The organism is Luteimonas sp. S4-F44 (genome assembly GCF_022637415.1).
GTDB lineage: Bacteria > Pseudomonadota > Gammaproteobacteria > Xanthomonadales > Xanthomonadaceae > Luteimonas.
In genome coordinates this window covers 2,499,142-2,515,004 of record NZ_CP093340.1, presented here as the reverse complement: position 1 = coordinate 2,515,004, position 15,863 = coordinate 2,499,142, and the positions used below count along the sequence as shown (strand labels likewise).

Below are 15,863 nucleotides of genomic sequence, written 5' to 3'. Positions count from 1 at the left end.
CCTGCAGGCGAGCGCCAGCGATCGATGCCATTCGCGTTGCGGTTCTTGGGAACGCGCATCGTGCGCGGGCGCGGCGGCAGGATGCCCGTGTGCGACGCCGTACCTGCGGCTACCGGGACGCCGCATGCGCCGGGATCGCGAGCGCGACGAAGTTCGCCACCGCCGCGATGTCGCGATCGCGAGGGTGGGCCAGCGTAAGGCGGGCGATCGGACGCGGGCCGGCGATGGCGCGGTAGGCGACACCGCCCAGCGCGAACTGGCGCATCACCGCCGGCACCACCGACACCCCGAGTTCGGCGGCCACCAGCGCGAGCGCCGACGCCAACTGCGGGGCGTGCGGGCCGAGCCTGGGGGCGAAGCCGGCGGCGTGGCAGGCGGCGAGGATCGCGTCGTGGAATGGCGCGCCGACCGGCCGCGGTGTCAGGATGAAGGCCTCCTCGCGCAGTTGCTCCAGGCGCAGTGACCTGCGGCGCGCATCGCGCACGAGGGGGTGCGCGGCCGGCAGCGCGGCGACCATCGGCTCGTCGGCGATCGGGTGCTGGGCCATGTCGTCGATCGCCGCGCCGTCCTGGCGCAGGAACGCCAGATCGAGACGGCCGTCGCGCAGCTTCGCGGCCAGGTGTGCGCTGTTGTCCTCGTCGAGCGCGACGGCGACGGCGGGCCACGCGCGGCGGAACGCGCGGATCGCACCGGTGACGGCGGGCATCAGAATCGCCGAGGCGGTGAAACCCAGGCGCAGCGTGCCGGTCTCGCCGCGCGCCGCACGCCGGGCCTGCGCGATTGCATCCCCGGCCTGCGCGGGCAGGTGGCGCACGTGTTCCAGGAACGCCTGGCCAGCCTCGGTCAGCTCGGCGCCGTGCGGCAGACGCCGGAACAGGCGTGCGCCGACCTCGGCCTCCAGGTCGCGGATCTGCTGGCTCAACGGCGGCTGGCCGATGCCCAGCCGCGCGGCCGCGCGGGTGAAGTTGCGCGCCTCGGCGACGGCGAGGAAGTAGCGGACGTGGCGCAGTTCCATCGGTATCTCCGAAACAGATGGGGACCGGGTCCATCATAGATTGGACAGATGGCGAGCGAGGGTCGATCCTCTCGTGCATGTCCTCCCCCTCGCTCTGCGCCCCGGGCACGGCGCGGCCTGCGCCGATTGCGCGCGGCACGCCGGCCTACCGGCGGGTCAATGTGGCGCTGTTCCTGGCCGGCTTTGCGACCTTCTCGCTGCTGTACTGCGTGCAGCCGCTGATGCCGGAGTTCGCGGCGCATTTCGGGCTGACGCCAGCGGCCAGCTCGATGGCGCTGTCGCTCAGCACCGGCGCGCTGGCGTTGGCGATCGTCGTGGCCGGTGCGATCTCGCAACAGCTGTCGCGGCGCGGGTTGATGTTCGGGTCGATGGCCGCCGCAGCGCTGTTGAACCTGGTCGCTGCTTTCTCGCCCGACTGGCCGTTGCTGCTGGCCGCGCGCACGCTCGAGGGCTTGGCGCTGGGCGGTGTGCCGGCGGTGGCCATGGCGTACCTGGCCGAGGAAATCGACCCGCGCCACCTGGGCGGCGCGATGGGCCTGTACGTCGCCGGAACCGCGTTCGGCGGGATGATGGGGCGCGTGGGCATGGGCCTGCTGGTCGAACTGGGGTCGTGGCGCGTGGCGATGGGCACGATCGGCGTCTTGGGCCTGCTGGCCGCGTTGGGGTTTGCGGCGTTGCTGCCGGCTTCGCGGCAGTTCGCGCCGCAGCGCGGGTTCGTCGCCCGCCGGCATGTCGACGCCTGGCGCGGCCACCTGGCCGACGGCGGGCTGCGGCGGCTGTACGCGGTCGGCTTCCTGCTCACCAGCGCGTTCGTCGCACTGTTCAACTACATCGGCTTCCGGTTGGCCGCGCCGCCCTATGCATTGACGCCGTCGCAGATCGGCCTGGTGTTCCTGGCCTACGTGCTGGGCATGTTCGCCTCGTCGGCGGGTGGACGGCTGGCTGAGCGTTTCGGCGGACGTGGGCCGCTAGCCGGCGGCATGGCGCTACTGGCGCTGGGCATCGCAATCACGCTGGCGCGGCCGCTGCCGCTGGTCATGCTGGGCATCGCGCTGGCGACGATCGGCTACTTCGTCGCGCACGCGGTCGCCAGCGGTTGGGTCGGGCGGCTCGCGGCCGGCCACAAGGGCCACGCGTCGTCGCTGTATCTGCTGGCCTATTACCTGGGCTCGAGCCTGACGGGGTCGGTCGGCGGCTGGTTCTGGGCGCACGGCGGCTGGCCGGCGGAGGTCGCGCTGACCGGCGGGCTGGCGCTGCTGGGGGCCTGGGTGGCGTGGACGCTGCGCGGCCGGAGCAGCGCGCATGGCTGAGCGCACGCCGTTGCTGCTGTTGCCGGGCCTGTTGTGCGACGCGCGGCTGTGGCGCGATGTGGTCGACGGTGTGTCCGACCTCGCCACGCCGCAGCTCGCCGACCTGACCCGCGACGACAGCGTCGGGGACATGGCCGAACGCGTGCTGGCCGCCGCGCCGCCGCGATTTGCGCTGGCCGGGCTGTCGATGGGCGGCTACGTCGCGTTCGAGATCCTGCGCCGCCAGCCGCAGCGGGTGGCGCGGCTGGCCCTGCTCGACACCAGCGCTGCGCCCGATCCGCCGACGCGCGCGGCGCAGCGACGCGCAGGCCTGGCCTTGCTCGCGCGCGGGCGCTTTGCCGGCGTGACGCGGCAGATGCTGCCGCGCCTGGTGCACCCGCGGCACGTCGACGGGCCGGTCGGCGAGGCCGTGCGCGCGATGGCCGAACGTGTCGGTGCCGATGCCTACCGACGGCAGCAGGCCGCGATCCTGGCGCGGCCCGATTCGCGGCCGCTGCTGGCCTCGATCGCGGTGCCGACGCTCGTCGTGGTCGGCGCGGACGATGCCATGACGCCGCCAGCCGAATCGCATGTACTCCAGCGCGGCATTGCCGGCGCGAGGCTGGCGACGATTCCCGACTGCGGCCACCTGCCGCCGATGGAAGCGCCGGAGACGACTTGCGCGCTGCTGCGCGAGTGGCTGCGCGACTGAGCCACGCGAACGCGGCATCGTCGGGTGTGCGCCACGGCGCGGCCACGCGGCGCGTGGCAGGATGCGGGTTGCACCACGCAGGAGGACTGCGCATGACCATGCGCTCCATCGTTATCGTCGGCAGATGTGTCGGGCGGCAGCTCGCCGAACGCCGGCACGTCGCGCGTGCGCTGCTTCATGCGCCCCGTCCGGCCGCGGCGCCCAAGGCGATGCCGCGATGAGCGAGGGCGTACGCCTGCTGCTGGTCGGCGCGACCGGGCTCGTCGGGCGCCATGTACTGACGCAGGCGCTGGCCGACCCGCGGGTGGCGTCGGTGACCGCGCTGGCGCGGCGCGCGCTGCCGGCGCATCCGAAGCTGCGTGCGCTGCAGGTGGACTTCGACCACCTTCCGGACGACGCCGACTGGTGGCACGTCGATGCGGCGATCTGCATGCTCGGCACGACGATCCGTGCGGTCGGTTCGCAGGCCGCGTTTCGTCGCGTGGACCATGACTATCCGCTCGATGTCGCACGCCGTGTGCAGGCGCATGGTGCGCGGGCATTCGCGCTGAACTCGGCGCTGGGCGCGGATCCGACCTCGCGGGTGTTCTACAACCGGGTCAAGGGCGAGCTGGAGCGCGACCTCGCCGCAGTCGGCTTCGGCTCGCTGACCTTCGTGCGGCCCGGGCTGATCGGCGGGGCGCGCGACGAATTCCGGCTGGGCGAGCGGGTCGCCGGTATCGTGCTCGGCGCACTCGGTCCGCTGCTGCCGCCGCGCTGGCGCATCAACCCGGCACCGCGGATCGCCGCCGCACTGCTGGATGCCGCGATCGACGCCCCGCCCGGCGTGCACGTCGTGGGCTCGGAGCGGCTGGGCTGAGGCAGTGTGCAGGCCGCACCAAGGCCTGCCTGTGTGGACGCGCCCGCCGAACCGGGTGTCTAGCGCGCAAATCCCATCCCGGTCGTGCGCACGCGCACGCGCGCGAGGAGGTCGTCGGAGGTCATGTACAGCGTGTGGCCGTCGTCACCGAAGGTGCAGTTGGACACCGCGCCGCCGGTCTCGATGCGGCCCAGGCGCGTGCCGTCGGGCGTGAACACCAACACGCCGCCGGGGCCGGTCGCGAACACGGTGCCGTCGGCGGCGACGGTCATGCCGTCAGGCAGCCCGGGCGCGTCGTCGGTCATCAAGTCGCTGGCGTCAGCGAATACGCGGCGCCCGGAGACCGTGCCGTCTGCGTCCAGCGCGTAGGCGTACCAGAGCGGGGCCTCGGGATCGGAACTGGCAACGTAGAGCGTGCGTTCGTCTGGCGACAGTGCGATGCCGTTGGGGAAGGGCACGGTGGCGTCGAGCAGATGCAGGCCGCCATCGGGCGCGATGCGGTAGACCCCGTTGAAGTCGAGCTCCTTTGCCGGCGAGTCGTTCATGCCTTCCAGGCCGTATGGCGGGTCGGTGAAGAACACGCTGCCGTCGCTGCGCCGGGCGATATCGTTCGGGCTGTTCAGGCGCTTGCCGTTGAAGCGTTCGGCGAGCGGGGTCTTGCGCCGGGTCACCAGGTCCAGGCGTGCGACCAACCGGTTGCCCGAATCGGCCAGTAGCAGGCTGCCGCCGGGCTCGGCGAGCAGGCCGTTGGCACCGGCCTCGCGCAGCCCGCCGGTGTCGGGACCGTCGTAGCCGGACGGCTCGAGGAACACCGAGACGCCGTCGGCCTCGGACCAGCGATGCATGCGGTTCTCGGGCACATCGGTGAACAGCAGATCGCCGCTGTCGGCGATCCACGCGGGGCCCTCGGACCAGGTGAATCCGTCGGCGAGGCGTTCGATGCGTGCATCCGGCGCGACGACCGCGTCGAAGCCGGCGTGCCAGCGGGTCAGCCGGCCGATTGTCGGCGCGGCATCGGCATCAGGCTCGGCATCGACGGGCGGTGTCGGCGCCGCGCAGGCGGCGAGCAGGGGCAGGGCGAGCAGCAGCGCGGGCCATCGCATGGGCATGCGGTCTCCGGTTCGGGGCCGGACAGCATGCAACCTCCGGCGCGCAGTGGCGAATCGCCGCGGCGCAGGCGGCTTTTCGAATGCCGGATGAAGCCAAGCCTGTCCGCATCTTGCTGCGCGCCGGCGGGCGATGGCGGCTCCGGAACGGACATGCGAAGCTTCCCCGCTCGTGGCCGGCCCCCGCCGTGCCGACCACCGCACAGGACCCGCGTGAAAACCCCCCAAGGCCTGCAGGCACTGATCGACGACGGCGTGATCGATGCTGTCGTGCGTCCGCTCAAGAGCGGCAAGGAAGCGGCGGTGTACGTCGTGCGCAGCGGCGACGAGGTGCGCTGCGCGAAGGTCTACAAGGACATGGCGCAGCGCAGTTTCCAGCAGCGCGTGCAGTACCAGGAAGGCCGCAAGGTGCGCGGCAGCCGCGAGGCGCGCGCGATCGGCAAGGCCAGCAAGTACGGGCGCAAGCAGCAGGAAACTGCCTGGAAGAACACCGAGGTCGACGCGCTGTACCAGCTGCGCGCCGCCGGTGTGCGCGTGCCCGAGCCGTTTGGGTACGTGCACGGCGTGCTGGTGATGGAACTGGTGACCGATGCCGATGGCTTCTCGGCGCCGCGCCTGGGCGAGGTCGCGCTCGACGCCGACCAGGCCCGCGACTACCACCGCGCGCTGGTGCGCGAAGTGGTGCGGATGCTGTGCTGCGGCCTGATCCATGGCGATCTGTCGCCCTACAACGTGCTGGTCGACGCGCAAGGGCCGGTAGTGATCGATTTCCCGCAGGTGGTCAGCGCGGCGGGCAACAACGCCGCGCGCACGATGCTGCTGCGCGACGTCAATAACCTCACTGCCTACCTCGGACGTTCGGCGCCCGAACTGCTCGATACCTGGTACGGCGAGGAGATGTGGGCGCTGTTCGAGGCCGGTACGCTGGCTCCCGATACCGTGTTGACCGGGCGTTTCACGCCCCCGGCCGGGGCGGTGGATGTCGACGGCGTGCGCGATGCGATCGAGGATGCCCGGCAGGAAGCGCTGATCCGCCAGCAGGGCCGTGAAGCCGCGGACGCGGACGACTAGGCCGCAGCCTCAGAACTTCTCGCCGACCGGCAGGTAGCGCCAGGCGCCGGGCGGCATCGCACCGTGCGGGCCTTTGCCCAGCGCGATGCGGCCGATGCGCAGGCGGCGGATCGACACCACGTCCAGGCCGACCTGCGCACACATCGCACGCAGTTGGCCGTCGCGCACGCCTTTGATCGCGAAGCGCAGCCGGGTCTCGTTCTGCCAGCTGACCTTGCACGCCGGCAGGGTGCGACCGTCGATCTGGATGCCGTGCGCGAGCTGGCCCAGGCCGTAAGGCCCCAGCGTGCCGGCGACCTCGACGATGTACTCGTGCTCGATCTGGTCGGCGTCCTCGGTCAGTCGGCGCCAGACGCGGCCATCCTGGGTCAGCACCATCAGCCCGCTCGCCTCGGTGTCGAGCGGGACCAGTGGCGTCAGGCGATGGAAATGGCGCTGCAGCAGGCGCACCTCGCTCGGGTCGTCAGCCCAGCGCGTCTCGGGCGTCGCCAGCGCGACGGCCGGCCGCGGCCCATCCATCGCATCGATGCCGGCCGGCTTGTGCAGCAGCAACGTCGCCGGCTCGACCGCTTCGACGCGGGCCGCGGGGTCGAGCGCGACCTGCTCGACGGTGACGCGATGCTGTGGGGCCTCGATCACAACGCCATCCACTGACACCCAGCCGTTGCGGATGACCTGTTCGGCCTCGTTGCGGGACAGCGCGAACAGCTCGGCGACGCGATGGGCGAGACGGACGGGATCGGACATGGCGGGCGTCGGGACGGGGGCCGGGCAGTGTAGCGGCCCGCGCGCTGCGGGCTGGTCCTGGCCGAGCCAGTCGCTACCTGTCGTTGGGCCAGAACGTCACCGCGTGCGGCCGGCAGGCAGGCCCAATGGTGGCGCTGGCCGCTAGCGCGTGGCGAGCAGCATCCGGAGATCGTCGACCTGCGCCGCATCGAGCGCACGCTTGGGGAGCAGCTGGAAGTTGTAATCGGAGAGGAACAGCACGAACAGGTCAGGGCTTTCCTGCCAGGCCACGTAGGTGCCCCACGCCACCCGGCTTTCGACACCGCCCTGGCGCGCCCGATAGGCGGCCTCGTCCCAGTGCGCGATGACCGGCTCGCGCAGCAGCGGCTCGCGCCGGAAGCGTTGGCGCACGAGCAGCGGGGCGAGCAGCAGCGGCAGTCCGAACGCGAACCCCAGGATTGTCGCTGCTGCGACGAGCGCGATCCACGGCAGGTCGCCGGCGAGCTCGGACCAGGGCGTGCCGAGAATCAGCGCGATCCCGCTCACCACCAGCGTAGCGACCAGCCACAACAGCATCAGGCGCAGGCGCGTACGGCGATCGCGCATCGCACGCAGCAGGTGGACGCGCGCACCGCGCCGGTGGTCGCGCTCGTCGAGCGTGAAGATCGTGTTGCGGTCCATGGCCTGCCTGGAAAGGGCGTTGCGCCGATGCTAGCGCGTCGCCATCTCCGGCACCGCGAGGACCGCGTCCAGCGCGGGTCTCGGCCGGCGATCGCGGTCGAACAACAGCGGGTAGTTGGTGCGGTTGGGCACGGGATAGTCGTTCTTCCACGACATGCCGTCGTGCACGCCCCAGACCGTGATGCGGTCGATGACGTCGCGCTTGCGATGGAACAGCGCGAACAGCTCGGCGTAGCGTTGCGCGAGCTGGCGTTCGACATCGGCCGGCAGGCCGTCGGGGTAGGGGTCGAGGTAGCGCTCGAACTCTTCCAACTGGAACTGCGGGTGCGCCAGCCCGGTGCCGATCACCTGGCCCTCGCGCGTGAGCGGCAGCACGTCGATGTCGAGTTCGGTGATCATGACCTTGACCCCCAGCGCGGCATAGGCGTCGATCGAGGCCTCGATGTCCTCCAGCGACGGGTAGTGCAGGCCCCAGTGCGCCTGCATGCCGATGCCGTCGATGCGGATGCCGGCGTCCTGCAGCATCTTCACCAGGCGCACGATGCCGGCGCGCTTGGACGGGCGCCAAGTGTTGAAGTCGTTGTAGTAGAGCTCGGCGTCGGGCGCGGCGCGCGACGCGGCGGCGAAGGCTTCGCGTACGACGGTGTCGCCGTCACCGAGCGCGCGCGTCCACACGGTGTCGCGATACGCGCCGTCCTCGCCGACGATCTCGTTGACCACATCCCAGGCGTGCACGCGTCCCCGATAGCGGCCTGCGACGGTGGCGACGTAGTCGCGCAGGCGCGCGGTCATCGCGTCGGCTGCGAGCGGGGCGACGGCGGCGTCCTGGAAGAACCAGTCGGGGGTCTGGTTGTGCCAGACCAGCGTGTGGCCGACGATGAACTGGCCGTGGCGCTGACCGAAGTCGACGAAGGCGTCGGCCGCGGCGAAATCCCAGGTGTCCGGCGCGGGATGCAGCACCTCGGCCTTCATGACGTTCTCGGCGGTGATCGCATCGAAGTGCAGCGGCACCAGCGCCTGCGCGCGTGCGTCGCGGCCTGCGACGATGTCGTCGTTGACCGCAGTGCCGATCCGGAACGCACCGGCGTAGGCGCCCTTGAGCGTGGCCGGCGGCTGCGCCTGGCGCGGTCCGGCGCTGGCGTCCGGCACAACGGATGGCGACAGGGCGAGCGCGGCGGCCGACCACGCCAGCAGCGTGGTCGCCAGGAGCAGGCGGCAGGACATGGGTGCGGACATGCGATCTCCGGCGGGCTGGGCAGAACGGGCGTGGCGCATCACAGCCGATACGTCTGTTTGGGGAGCCGGTAGGCGAGATCGATCGCGACCTCGGCCGCCGCGTCCTCGTCCAGGCGATGCTCGGCGACGAGTTTGGCCAGGAACGCACAGTCGACGCGCCGGGCGACATCGTGACGGGCCGGGATCGACAGGAAGGCGCGGGTGTCGTCGTTGAAACCGACGGTGTTGTAAAAGCCCGCGCTGCTGAGCGTCTGCTCGCGGAAGCGCCACATGCCTTCCGGGGCATCGTGGAACCACCACGCCGGCCCCAGCGACAGGCACGGCCAATGCCCGGCCAGCGGTGCGAGCTCGCGCGCGTAGGTGCTCTCATCGAGCGTGAACAGGATCAGGCGGAAGTCGGGCGCGTTGCCGGCGACGTCGAGCAGCGGCTTGAGCGCGTGCACGTACTCGGTGCGCACCGGGATGTCGGCACCCTTGTCGCGGCCGTAGCGGTCGAACAGGGCGCGGTTGTGGTTGCGGAAGCAGCCCGGGTGGATCTGCATGACCAAGCCGTCGTCCAGGCTCATGCGCGCCATCTCGGTCAGCATCTGCGCGCGGAACAGTTCGGCCTGTGCCGGCGGGGCATCGCCGCGTACGACGGCCTCGAACAGCCGGCGCGCCTCGTCCGGCGGCAAGTTGGCGGTTGCGCAGGTCGGGTGGCCGTGATCGGTCGAGGTGGCGCCCAGCTGCGCGAAGAACGCGCGCCGCGTGCGGTGCGCGCGCAGGTAACCGGTCCAATCGTGCACGTCCTCGCCGGTCAGATCGCCGAAGCGCGCCAGTGCTTGGTGGAACTGTTCGTGCTCCGGGTCGATCACCGCGTCCGGGCGATAGGCCGTGATGACCCGGCCGGTCCAGCCACTGGCACGGATCGCGGCATGATGCTCGAGCGGGTCGAGCGGCGACTCGGTGGTCGCGATGACCTCGATGCCGAAGCGTTCGAATAGTGCGCGCGGCCTGAACGCCGGCGTCGCCAGCGCGTCGGTGATGCTGTCGTAGTAGAGATCGGCGGTCGCCTCGGATAGCCGCACGCGCAGGCCGAAGACCTCGAAGAACACATGGTCGAGCCACAGCGCGGACGGCGTACCGCGGAAGAGGGGGAAGCGCTCGGCAAGCAGGCGCCAGGCCGCGCGCGGGTCGACCGCCGCGCGCGAGCCGTCGGCGCGCGGGATGCCGAGCGCGTCGAGGTCCACGCCCTGGCTGTGGAGCATCCGGAACACGTAGTGATCCGGCACCAGCAGCAGCTCGGTCGCATTCTCGAACGGCGCATCGGTCGCGAACCAGGCCGGGTCGGTATGGCCGTGTGGGCTGATGATCGGCAGCCCGGCGATCTGCGCGTACAGCCGGCGCGCGATCGCACGCTGGGTCGGCTCCGGCGGGAACAGGCGATCGGGATGCAGGGCGAGCGGGGCGTGGGCGGTCATGGGTGGTCTTCTTCGAAGCGGTGCGGACGTGGACAAACACGCGATCGGGCTGCCCGGTGCCAGCGTGTCGCGCCTGCGCTGGCCGGGGATCTCATCGCCTCGTGCTCGTCGGCGGTCCGAGCAGCGTCCTGGGCACGCCGTCGCGGACGATCTCGATGCGCTGCACGACCACGGCCGGATCGACGCGCCACAGGCGCAGCGTCTGCGCACCGGCCTCGATGCGGTGGCGCGACGTGGCGACGTGCACGCTGTCGGCGACCGCACGCTGCCACGCCGGGAAATCCGGGTGGCCGGGCGTCGGGTCCAGGCGCATGGTCAGCCGTTGCGGCGCGGCGTCGTCGAACGATACCGCGAGGCGCTGACCACCGCGGTCGGCGTAGTCGAGTGTCGGCGACACCACAACGCGGACCTCGACTTCGCCGGCGGCCTGTAGGTGCACCGGATATTCGAGCCAGGCGCCGCCGGGGCCGGGCTCGCTGGAGGCGGCGGTGACCGGCACCGTGGTCACGCCCGCGCGGGTGCGGCCCAGATGCGGGATAGTCTCCCAGGCCAGGCCGTCCGGCGCGACGGCGCGCGTGTAGTCGCCGGCCTCGATCGCGACGACCCCACCGCTTTCGACGAAGCCTGTCATCGGCCCGGTCGATGCCGGCCGGGTCACCGGCACCGCCACACGCACTTCGGTGCGGTCGCTGCCGAGCAAGTCGAGATAGGCGACCTGTGTCCCAGCGGGGACCGCCTGCCAGTCGACCTCGATGCGCAGCGGCTGGGCGTCCGTGACCTCGGCAGTGGCCGGCGTCACCCGCAGCCAGGTGACGGATGAGGTGGCGGTGTAGCGGAACGGCGCCGCGCCCCGGTTGAACACGACGACCTCCGGCGCGCGTGTGGCCTGGGGATCGAGTACCGGAAGCCGCGCGATCTCGGCCGGCACCGGCCAGCCGCGTGGATCGCCCTCGACCGCGACGCCCATCGTGCCGCGCTCGCGCACGTCGATGCGCGCCAGCGCCGGCAACACGTTGCGGTCGGGCATCTGCCAATGTGTGTAGCCGATGCGTGGCTGCGACATCATGTGCACCCACTTGCCGCCGGCGATGTCCTGTTCGTAGATGCGCGCCAGCTCGGCATCGCGCGCGAACAGGCGCACCGCCTCGTCCGCCCAGGCATTCGTCGACGCGCGGCCCTGGTCGGCGTACAGCCGGTTGCGCGCGACCGCAATATGGAACCGATTGAGGTTGGCGCTCGCCAGCACCGGATAGGCGACCAGCTGATACCAGGCGTCGCGCTGCGCGGCCGGCAGTGCGGCCCCCACGCGCTCGGTCTGCGCGACCAGCGCGCCCCATTCGGCCAGCACGCGCTCGGCCTCGCCGAAATGCAGCAGGCTCCAGGTGTCGGCCGACACCAGCTCGGGCTTGCGACGCGCGTTGAACTGCGTGTAGCGGGTCAGGATCTCACCGATCTCGCTGGCGTGGGCGGCGCCGAACTGCTGCGCGGCCCAGGCGGCGGGATAGGCCGCCAGCGCCTCGCGGGTCATCGCGTCGGGGTTCCAGGCCTGGTCGAGGAAGAAGCCGATCGGCAGTTCCATCGGCTTGATGTCGCCGGCATTGACCACCCACAGCCGGTCGACGCCGTGCGCATAGGCCAGGCGCATCTGCTCCCAGACGCGCTCGATCTGGGTGGTGTTGAGCCACTTGTAGTTGCGCGGCCCACCGACGTAGTCGAAGTGGTAGTAGACGCCGTAGCCACCGGCGCGGCGGTCGCCGGGCGCGGGCAATCGGCGCAGGTTGCCCCAGTTGTCGTCGGCGAACAGCAGCGTGACATCGTCGGGCACCCGCATGCCGGCATCGAAGTAGTCCTGCACCTCCTTGTATAGCGCCCAGACCTGTGGCGTGTCCTGCGGTGGGCGGCCGGTGACCTCGGCGAGGATCCGCCGCTGGTCGGCGACGATGCCCTCCAGCAATGGGATCGCCGTGCCTTCGGCCATCGGCTCGTCGCCGTCGCCGCGCATCCCGAGGGTCACGACGCTTTCGTGGCGACCCATGCGCGCGATACCGGTACGCCAGAAATCGCGAAGCCGCTCGGCGTTCTTGGTGTAGTCCCACGGCCCCGCGCCATGGCGCGACCATTCGACGTGCGCGCGCATCATCGGCTCATGGTGGCTGGTGCCCACGACCACGCCCATCTCGTCGGCGAGCGCGGCGTTGCGCGGATCGTCGTCGTAGAACGCACGGCCCCACATTGCCGGCCACAGGAAATTGCCCTTGTGGCGCAGGATCAGCGTGAACACGCGTTCGTAAAAACGATGGTTCGGGCCGCCATAGGTCGCCTGCATCCAGCCGCCGAGCGCGGGGTCCTCGTCGTTGATGAACAGGCCGCGGTAGCGCACCGCGGGCGCGTCGACGAAGCGGCCGGGGGCGACGTGCAGCGCGGCGCGATGCGGCGCCGGCACGTCGGCCCACCAGGTCCACGGCGACACGCCGATGCGACGCGAGAGTTCGTAGAGGCCGAAGATCGTGCCGCGCCTGTCGGCGCCCGCGATCACCAGCGCGCGGTCGATGCCCGGTTCCGGGGCGTCGACAACCTGCAGCAGGTGGCCTTCCCAGGTACCGGCGACGTCGGAAACGTCGAGTCCGTGTTCGCGCACGAGGCGGTCGATGCGCGGGCTGTGTCCGAGCGTGCCGGCGATGATCGCCAGCGGCGTCGCGGTTTTGGGCGCATCCGTACCGGCGACCGCGGCCAGGTCGGCGCGCAGGTCGACGGCGGCGCGCAGGACGCCCGGATCGTCGGCCGCATCGACCAGCACCGGCAACGGCCGGCCGTCGACGATCAGCGGTAAAGCGCCAGGCACCGCCGTTTCGCAGACTGCGGCCGGTCGCGTGCAATCGTCGGCAGCGGGCGTCGGCACGGTGGCCAGCGCCGGGCAGGCCACGGCGATCAGCAACACGACCGCTACGGACAGCCGCCTTCCGCCCGCTGCGCACGCGAACGACACCATCAGTCCGCCTCGCCGCGCAGGTAGTTGCGCAGCCAGTCCAGCGCCGGCCGTTCGCTGCCGTCGTCGCGAACCAGGTAGGCGCCTTGTTCGTCGCGCCACAGACCGCGGCGGAAGCCCCACAGGGTGACGCCCTTGACGGCGGGATGCTCCCAGAACATCGGGAAGATCCGCTGCATGTCGCGCAACTGGGTCGCGTCGTCGGGCCCGTCGATGTCGAGCTCGGTCACATAGACCGGCAACCCGGTCGCGCCGAGCGCATCGAGGTTGCTGCGGTGCACGTCGATCGCGGTGTCGGTCGTCGTCGAGAACGCATGGCCCTGCACGCCGATCGCATCGACCAGATCCTCGGCCTGCAACAGCCGCACGATCTCGAGATAGCGGCGCGTGGCGTCGGAATCGTTGGTCACGCTGTATTCGTTGATCATCAGCTTGGCGTCGGGGAAGTGCCGGCGGGCGAGCCGGAACGATTCGAGGATCCAGTCCCAGCCGCTCTCGCCGTCGCCGCCCAGCGCTTCGATGTAGTGGCCGCCGCCTTCGTCGTCTTTGGACGGCGGGTCGTGCAGCGGCTCGTTCACGACCTCGACGAAATCGATGCCCGGATAACGTGCGGCGACGGCCGCGAACCACTGCTCGATCTCGGCGCGCTGCTCGTCGGGCGGCAGGGTCTTGATCCACTCCGGCTGCTGGTTGCCCCAGACCATTACGTGCATCTGGAACGGCAGGCCGTGGTCCTTGGCGACCTGCCAGGCCGCATCGAGCTCGTCCCAGACCATCACGTCGCGCTCGGCCTCGACCTCGCCCCACTTGCCGCCATTCTCCGGCGTGACCTTGTTCCAGTAGTCGGTGAAGCCCTCGGCCTGTGGCGGGCTGTAGGCGCCGCCGAGGAACTTGTCGTGACCGTGGGCCAGCGCCGTGGAGGCGGGAACAGACGCCGGATCGGCAGTGGCGGCGGCTGGCGCGGCGGCCGGGCGTTCGCCGCAGGCGGCGAGGGCAAGGACGAGCGCGCCGAGCAAGGGCAGGGAAGAGGTCTTCATCGTGTCAGGCTCCCGAAATCGAACAGAACATCGCAGTGGCACCGGTGCAGGCTCACGCCGCCCCGTCGTGCAGTCGTGCCGGCGCCAGCTGCGGCGCAAGCAGGTGCACGATCAGTAACGCCACCAGGTAAGCCGAGCCGGCCATCAGGAACACTGGCAGATAACTGCCGGTGGTCTGCAGCAACCAGCCGATGAACGTGGCGATCATCATGCCGCCGACCGCACCGGCGAAGCCGCCGATGCCCACGACCGAGGCCACCGCGTGGCGCGGAAACATGTCCGAGGTCAGCGTGAATACATTGGCCGACCAGCCCTGGTGACCCGCGGTCGCCAGTCCGATCAGCGCCACGGCGAGCCACAGATTGTCGGCCTGCGCGGCGAACACGATCGGCACCACGCACAGTGCGCAGACCAGCATTGCGCCCTTGCGTGCGCGGTTGACGCTCCAGCCCAGGCGCAAAAAACGTCCGGCCAGCCAGCCGCCGAGAATGCTGCCCACGTCGGCCAGCACGAAGATCGCCACCAATGGCAGCCCGAGCGCGAGCAGGGTCAGCCCGTACTCGGCATTGAGGAACTTCGGCAGCCAGAACAGGAAGAACCACCAGATCGGGTCGGTGATGAACTTGGCGGCGACGAAGGCCCAGGCTTGGCGGTGGCGCAGGATGCGCCGCCAAGGCACCTTGGCCGACGGTTCGGGAGGATCGCTGCGGATATGCGCAAGCTCGGTCGGCGACAGCGCCGGCTGCTGCTCGGGCGTGCGATAGGTCAACAGCCACACCGCCAGCCAGGTCGCGCTGAGCGCACCGGTAAACAGGAACGCGGCCTGCCAGCCCCAGGTCACTGCGATGACCGGCACCAACAGCGGGGCGACGATCGCGCCGATGTTGGAACCGGAGTTGAAGATGCCGGTCGCGAGCGCACGCTCGCGCCTGGGAAACCACTCGGCCACGGTCTTGATCGCGGCCGGGAAATTGCCGGCTTCGCCCAGCCCCAGCAGGAAGCGCGCGATCATGAAGCCGGCGACGCTGGCCGCCAGCGAATGGCTCATCGCTGCGATGCTCCACACGCAGATCGCGATCGCGTAGCCGGCCTTGGTCCCCAACCGGTCGATGACGGCGCCGGCGCACAGCAAGCCGATCGCGTAGGCGGCCTGAAATGCAGTGACGATGGCGCCGTACTGCATTTCGCTCCAGCCGATCTCGTCCTGCAGAAACGGCGCGAGCACGCCCAACACCTGGCGATCGACGTAGTTGATGGTGGTGGCGGCCAGCAGCATCGCGCACACGCGCCAGCGGTACATGCCAACCTTGGCAGCCGGCGTGGCGCGGGTGGTCCGATCGCCGCCGCTCATCCGCATCGCTCCGCACGATCGCTGCCAGCGACCGCCAGTGGCCGCGCTCTCCCAATCGCTGTCATCGCCTCCCTCCAGGCGTCGTCCACGTCGCCAAGACGTGGTAGCGCTATCATTAACACAGCGAGTTTTGGAATGCGTTCTGCGCTGCACCAAGCGGGCATAGCACCGTCGAAGTACGGGTGATACAGCATTTCCAGCGGCATTTTTACCGGTTTCCGGCTCTGGCGCATCCATGCTGCTACGCAGCGTGCGGTCTATTTTTGATAGCGCTACCATCAATTCGAGCGCGGCGCCGGAGCGGTTGTCAGGCCGGGCAGGGGCGAAAACGAAC

14 protein-coding genes are annotated in these 15,863 nt (G+C 70.7%); 5 read left to right on the top strand and 9 right to left on the bottom strand.

Translation table 11 applies throughout. The annotated features are described in order from the left end of the window. Positions 1-109: 109 nt before the first annotated feature. A complete protein-coding gene (locus tag MNO14_RS11535) occupies positions 110-1,015 on the bottom strand; it encodes a LysR family transcriptional regulator (RefSeq protein WP_241943881.1) in 906 nt (301 codons plus the stop codon). Between the two features lie 77 nt (positions 1,016-1,092). Here MNO14_RS11535 and MNO14_RS11530 point away from each other — a divergent pair, with 77 nt between their 5' ends. The 4 genes from MNO14_RS11530 to MNO14_RS11520 all read left to right on the top strand — a co-directional run bounded on the left by MNO14_RS11530 (position 1,093) and on the right by MNO14_RS11520 (position 3,875). Continuing rightward, the gene (locus tag MNO14_RS11530) at positions 1,093-2,325 is read left to right on the top strand and encodes an MFS transporter (protein WP_241943880.1); all 1,233 of its coding nucleotides are present in this window, start codon (positions 1,093-1,095) and stop codon (positions 2,323-2,325) included. Then, the gene (locus tag MNO14_RS11525; protein ID WP_241943879.1) at positions 2,318-3,016 is read left to right on the top strand and encodes an alpha/beta fold hydrolase; all 699 of its coding nucleotides are present in this window, start codon (positions 2,318-2,320) and stop codon (positions 3,014-3,016) included. Before MNO14_RS11530 ends, MNO14_RS11525 begins: the two co-directional genes overlap by 8 nt. A 92-nt stretch (positions 3,017-3,108) precedes the next feature. After that, on the top strand, positions 3,109-3,237 hold the full coding sequence (locus tag MNO14_RS16640) for a hypothetical protein (RefSeq protein WP_256451826.1): 129 nt from the start codon (positions 3,109-3,111) through the stop codon (positions 3,235-3,237). Beyond that, positions 3,234-3,875 carry an NAD(P)H-binding protein gene (locus MNO14_RS11520; RefSeq protein WP_241943878.1) on the top strand — a complete coding sequence of 214 codons (642 nt, stop codon included), beginning with the start codon at positions 3,234-3,236 and terminating at the stop codon, positions 3,873-3,875. Before MNO14_RS16640 ends, MNO14_RS11520 begins: the two co-directional genes overlap by 4 nt. Before the next feature lie 59 nt (positions 3,876-3,934). Here MNO14_RS11520 and MNO14_RS11515 read toward each other — a convergent pair whose 3' ends face one another. Further along, entirely contained in the window at positions 3,935-4,978 is a 1,044-nt protein-coding gene (locus tag MNO14_RS11515; RefSeq protein WP_241946330.1) for an SMP-30/gluconolactonase/LRE family protein, read from the bottom strand. A gap of 216 nt (positions 4,979-5,194) precedes the next feature. On the opposite strand from MNO14_RS11515, the gene MNO14_RS11510 reads away from it, so the two are divergent. Next, positions 5,195-6,052 carry a PA4780 family RIO1-like protein kinase gene (locus tag MNO14_RS11510; RefSeq protein WP_241943877.1) on the top strand — a complete coding sequence of 286 codons (858 nt, stop codon included), beginning with the start codon at positions 5,195-5,197 and terminating at the stop codon, positions 6,050-6,052. 9 nt (positions 6,053-6,061) lie between these two features. Here MNO14_RS11510 and MNO14_RS11505 read toward each other — a convergent pair whose 3' ends face one another. From MNO14_RS11505 to MNO14_RS11475, 7 genes are all read right to left on the bottom strand, one after another. Then, positions 6,062-6,799, bottom strand: coding sequence for an rRNA pseudouridine synthase (locus tag MNO14_RS11505; protein ID WP_241943876.1), 738 nt, complete (start codon positions 6,797-6,799; stop codon positions 6,062-6,064). Positions 6,800-6,940: 141 nt separating this feature from the next. Further along, positions 6,941-7,459, bottom strand: a complete 519-nt coding sequence (locus MNO14_RS11500) for a YcxB family protein (RefSeq protein ID WP_241943875.1) — start codon at positions 7,457-7,459, stop codon at positions 6,941-6,943. Between the two features lie 30 nt (positions 7,460-7,489). Continuing rightward, positions 7,490-8,695 carry an endo-1,4-beta-xylanase gene (locus MNO14_RS11495; protein ID WP_241943874.1) on the bottom strand — a complete coding sequence of 402 codons (1,206 nt, stop codon included), beginning with the start codon at positions 8,693-8,695 and terminating at the stop codon, positions 7,490-7,492. 38 nt (positions 8,696-8,733) lie between these two features. Continuing rightward, positions 8,734-10,155, bottom strand: a complete 1,422-nt coding sequence (uxaC, locus tag MNO14_RS11490) for a glucuronate isomerase (protein WP_241943873.1) — start codon at positions 10,153-10,155, stop codon at positions 8,734-8,736. Positions 10,156-10,246: 91 nt separating this feature from the next. Next, positions 10,247-13,093, bottom strand: a complete 2,847-nt coding sequence (locus tag MNO14_RS11485) for a glycosyl hydrolase 115 family protein (protein ID WP_241943872.1) — start codon at positions 13,091-13,093, stop codon at positions 10,247-10,249. Between the two features lie 50 nt (positions 13,094-13,143). Next, positions 13,144-14,178, bottom strand: coding sequence for an endo-1,4-beta-xylanase (locus MNO14_RS11480; protein ID WP_241943871.1), 1,035 nt, complete (start codon positions 14,176-14,178; stop codon positions 13,144-13,146). 52 nt (positions 14,179-14,230) lie between these two features. Continuing rightward, on the bottom strand, positions 14,231-15,529 hold the full coding sequence (locus MNO14_RS11475) for an MFS transporter (protein WP_241943870.1): 1,299 nt from the start codon (positions 15,527-15,529) through the stop codon (positions 14,231-14,233). Positions 15,530-15,863: the final 334 nt, after the last annotated feature.

Excerpts from the sequence above, each read along its gene's own strand:
- MNO14_RS11535 (WP_241943881.1), bottom strand. The coding sequence starts at position 1,015 with ATGGAACTGCGCCACGTCCGCTACTTCCTCGCCGTCGCCGAGGCGCGC.
- MNO14_RS11530 (WP_241943880.1), top strand. The coding sequence starts at position 1,093 with ATGTCCTCCCCCTCGCTCTGCGCCCCGGGCACGGCGCGGCCTGCGCCG.
- MNO14_RS11525 (WP_241943879.1), top strand. The coding sequence starts at position 2,318 with ATGGCTGAGCGCACGCCGTTGCTGCTGTTGCCGGGCCTGTTGTGCGAC.
- MNO14_RS16640 (WP_256451826.1), top strand. The coding sequence starts at position 3,109 with ATGACCATGCGCTCCATCGTTATCGTCGGCAGATGTGTCGGGCGGCAG.
- MNO14_RS11520 (WP_241943878.1), top strand. The coding sequence starts at position 3,234 with ATGAGCGAGGGCGTACGCCTGCTGCTGGTCGGCGCGACCGGGCTCGTC.
- MNO14_RS11515 (WP_241946330.1), bottom strand. The coding sequence starts at position 4,978 with ATGCGATGGCCCGCGCTGCTGCTCGCCCTGCCCCTGCTCGCCGCCTGC.
- MNO14_RS11505 (WP_241943876.1), bottom strand. The coding sequence starts at position 6,799 with ATGTCCGATCCCGTCCGTCTCGCCCATCGCGTCGCCGAGCTGTTCGCG.
- MNO14_RS11500 (WP_241943875.1), bottom strand. The coding sequence starts at position 7,459 with ATGGACCGCAACACGATCTTCACGCTCGACGAGCGCGACCACCGGCGC.
- MNO14_RS11495 (WP_241943874.1), bottom strand. The coding sequence starts at position 8,695 with ATGTCCGCACCCATGTCCTGCCGCCTGCTCCTGGCGACCACGCTGCTG.
- uxaC (WP_241943873.1), bottom strand. The coding sequence starts at position 10,155 with ATGACCGCCCACGCCCCGCTCGCCCTGCATCCCGATCGCCTGTTCCCG.
- MNO14_RS11480 (WP_241943871.1), bottom strand. The coding sequence starts at position 14,178 with ATGAAGACCTCTTCCCTGCCCTTGCTCGGCGCGCTCGTCCTTGCCCTC.
- MNO14_RS11475 (WP_241943870.1), bottom strand. The coding sequence starts at position 15,529 with ATGAGCGGCGGCGATCGGACCACCCGCGCCACGCCGGCTGCCAAGGTT.